The following is a 3,240-nucleotide window of genomic DNA, read 5'->3' as shown; positions in this document are numbered from 1 at the left end:
CGTCGTAGACGGCGACGCCGCCGCCGGCGGCCTGGAGCTGCTGCGGCAGGCGGACGCGGCGATGTACGTCGCCAAGCGCGCCGGCGGCGGCGTCGCCGTCTACGACGAGGCGGTGGACCGGCGCGCGCGCGAGCGGCTGCAGCTGCTGGAGGAGCTGCGCGCCGGCATCGCCGCCGGGCAGCTCGTGGCGCACTACCAGCCGCAGGTGGACGTGCGCACCGGCCGGGTGGTGGGCGTGGAGGCGCTGGTGCGCTGGGAGCACCCCGTGCGCGGCACGGTGATGCCGGCGGCGTTCCTGGAGCTGGCCGAGGAGCGCGGCCTGATGGCGCACGTCACCGAGGCGGTGCTGCGCCAGGCCGTCGCGCAGGCCGTGCGCTGGCGCGCGGCGGGCCACCCGCTGCGCATCGCGGTGAACGTCGCCACCAGCTGCCTGCTGAACCCGGCGCTGCCGGCGCTGGTGCGGGAGGTCGTCGACGGCGCGGGCCTGGACCCGGCCGCGCTCGTGGTGGAGATCACCGAGACGACGCTCATGCGGGACCCCGAGCGCAGCCGCCGCACCATCGGCGAGCTGCTCGCGGTGGGCGCCGCCGTGAGCATCGACGACTACGGCACCGGTTACTCCTCGCTGGCCTACCTGCGCGACCTGCCCGCCGTGGAGCTGAAGCTGGACCGCGCCTTCACGGGGCGGGTCGCCGCCGACGAGCGCTCCGCCGCGATCGTGGCGAGCACCGCCGACCTCGCCCACAGCCTGGGCATGCGGCTGCTGGCCGAGGGCGTGGAGGACGCGGCGACCCTGCGTCGCCTGGGGGAGCTGGGGGTGGACGAGACGCAGGGGTACCACCACTGCCGGCCGGTGCCCGCCGCGCAGCTGCTGGAGTGGCTGGAGCGGTTCGAGGTGCGACCGGCCGCGCCCGCGCGGCGCTGAGGACGGGCGCTGACCGGGCGTCAGTCGAGGCGGTGCACCCGCACGCGCCGCGCCACGGCCTCCACCGCCTCCGCGTGCCCGGTGCCGTAGCCCTGCCGGGTCACGTTCACCGCGCCGGCGGCGGCGGCGGTGCGCACCGCGTCCAGCACGTCGTCGCCGCGCGCCAGGCGCGCCGCGACCGCCCCGCTCATCGAGTCGCCCGCCCCGCGGAACTGCACCGCCGTGAAGCTCGGCACCTCCAGGCGGTGCGCGCCGTCGGGGGTGAGCACCAGCGGCGGCTGGGCCGCGCGCGTGACCAGCACGGTGCGCGCGCCGGCCCCCTGCAGCCGGCGGGCGCGCTCGAGCAGCTCCCCGACGTCGTCGGCGTCGGCCTCCCCCTGGCCGGGCAGCTCGTCGTGGGCGACCTTGAGCAGGTCCACGCCGCCCTCCAGGGCCTGGCGCAGCGCCTCGCCGGACAGGTCCGCGACGACCGCGGTGCCCTGCCCGCGCGCGTCGGCGGCCAGGCGCCGGAAGACGTCCGCGGGCAGCACCTCCTCGTGCTCGGGACCGGTGAGCACCAGCACGGCGCTGTCCAGGGCGGAGGTGATCGTCGCGGTGAACAGGTCGTCGATCTCGTGGCGGCTCAGGGTCGCGGTGGACTCCGCCACCCGCTCGCCCTTCTCCGCGTCCTGCTCGTCCTCGAAGCCGCGGTGGTCCAGCACCACCACCGCCGTCGCGGACCCGGTGCTCACCGGCCGGGTGGAGATGCCCTCGGCGGCCAGCAGCGCCGCCGTGGCGGTGCCGGCCTCCCCGCCCAGCGGCACGCACAGCCGCACGTCCGCGCCCAGGCGCGCGGCCATCCGCGCCACCCACACCCCCTGCCCGCCGGGGTGCAGGTGGATCTCCACCTCCCCGCCGGTCGCGGGTTCCACCAGCACCCGCAGCGCCGGGGAGGGAGCGAAGACCGTCACGCTCTGGCTCACGGGGCGAACGTACGGCGGGGGCGCGGCGGGCGCTCGCCGGCGCTCGAGGTGGCGGGGTGCGCTGCCGAGGACGTCAGCGGGAGCGGACCCGTGCCGGGCCCCGCCCGGACCCATGGCCATCGAGGGCTCGGCGGACGAGAGCACCGGCGCCGCCCCCGCGCGCGGCGCGCGGACCGTCGCGCCGATCCAGGCCTCGGCGCTGCAGTTCGCCGCGTCGATCCTCGGCGAGGCCAGCTGCACCCCGCAGGCGCAGCTCGACGGCACCCCCTCGGCGCCCTCGCGCGTCGCCGAGCCGGTCGAGGAGCCCGCCGCGGCGCTCAGCCCTCCGAGCCCGCGCCCGCGCCCGCCAGCGCGTACGCGCCGTGCACCGCTCGCGGTGCCGGCACGCTCCAGCGCGGGGCGCGGCGCCGGCTGCTGAACACCCCGTGCAGCAGCAGGCGGTCGCGGCCCACGGCGGGGGAGCGGCGGTGCATGCCGCGCGGGTCGGCGAAGACCACGGTGCCCGCGGGCCCGCCCAGCGCCTCGAACGTGCCGGGGGGAGCGCCCTCGCCGCGGCGGTCCAGGTGGCTGCCGCGCACGTAGTGCAGCGGGCCGTCGCCGTCCTCCTCGTCGCTCAGGTGCACCCAGACCTCCACGGTGGGCCGGCGCCCGCCCGGGCCGCGCTGCCAGCGGCGCGGCGGGGCGGGGGAGGCGGCGGCCACCTCCATCCACGCCTCGGTCCCCACGTGCTGCACGGCCCGGCGGCAGTACGCCTCGGCCACGCAGCCCAGGACGGGGTCCTGCAGCAGCCGGCGGCAGGGGGTGGCGGGCGCGTCCGCGTCCAGCAGCGGCACGCGGTCGGCGTCCGGGGGGCGGTCCCACGGCGCGGCCGGGCCGGTGGCCGCGGCCACCCGGCGCCGCTGCTCGGCCACCGCGGGCGCGCGGCGCTCGACCAGGGCGCGGGCGCAGGCGAGGACGTCGTCGAGGACCCCGGCGTCGCCGGTCAGGGCGGCCACGCTGGTGCGGGCGATGCCCTCGCGGCGCAGCTCGGCCACGACGCGGCCGGCCTCGGGCAGCACGACCGTGCGCTCGCGCGACCACCGGCGCGAGCTGCGACCCGTCTGGTCGCCGTCCCCGGATGACGTCTTCACGCCTGACCTCCTCGTGGTGATCGACCGACCCTATCGTGTCTTTCCGTGAGGTTTCGGTAACGCAACGCAGTCGCACGGGGCCCTCCGGTGCTCCACAGCGCACACCGGGCGTGTGCACCGGGCGTGTGCACCGGGCGTGTGCACCGCTGCCCGACGGGGTAGGGGACGGGACGTGGCTGACGAGACGCGGGGCACCGTGCTGCTGGCGCTGACGGCGAACCTC

3 protein-coding genes are annotated in these 3,240 nt (G+C 78.4%); 1 reads left to right on the top strand and 2 read right to left on the bottom strand.

Annotated features, from left to right (window positions below; genetic code table 11):
- A partial coding sequence (locus tag GTR00_RS17575) for a putative bifunctional diguanylate cyclase/phosphodiesterase (protein ID WP_166612872.1) occupies positions 1–925 on the top strand: 925 nt, incomplete at its 5' end.
- 20 nt (positions 926–945) lie between these two features.
- Here the strand turns inward: GTR00_RS17575 and GTR00_RS17570 are convergent.
- A complete protein-coding gene (locus GTR00_RS17570) occupies positions 946–1,887 on the bottom strand; it encodes a PfkB family carbohydrate kinase (protein ID WP_205706083.1) in 942 nt (313 codons plus the stop codon).
- A gap of 317 nt (positions 1,888–2,204) precedes the next feature.
- Positions 2,205–3,017, bottom strand: a complete 813-nt coding sequence (locus GTR00_RS17565) for a phytanoyl-CoA dioxygenase family protein (RefSeq protein WP_166612871.1) — start codon at positions 3,015–3,017, stop codon at positions 2,205–2,207.
- Positions 3,018–3,240: the final 223 nt, after the last annotated feature.

Origin of the sequence: Kineococcus indalonis (assembly GCF_009906395.1) — a bacterium.
Classification (GTDB): Bacteria; Actinomycetota; Actinomycetes; order Actinomycetales; family Kineococcaceae; genus Kineococcus; species Kineococcus indalonis.
Note: the sequence above shows the minus strand (reverse complement) of the source record. Positions and strands in the feature narration are given on the sequence as shown.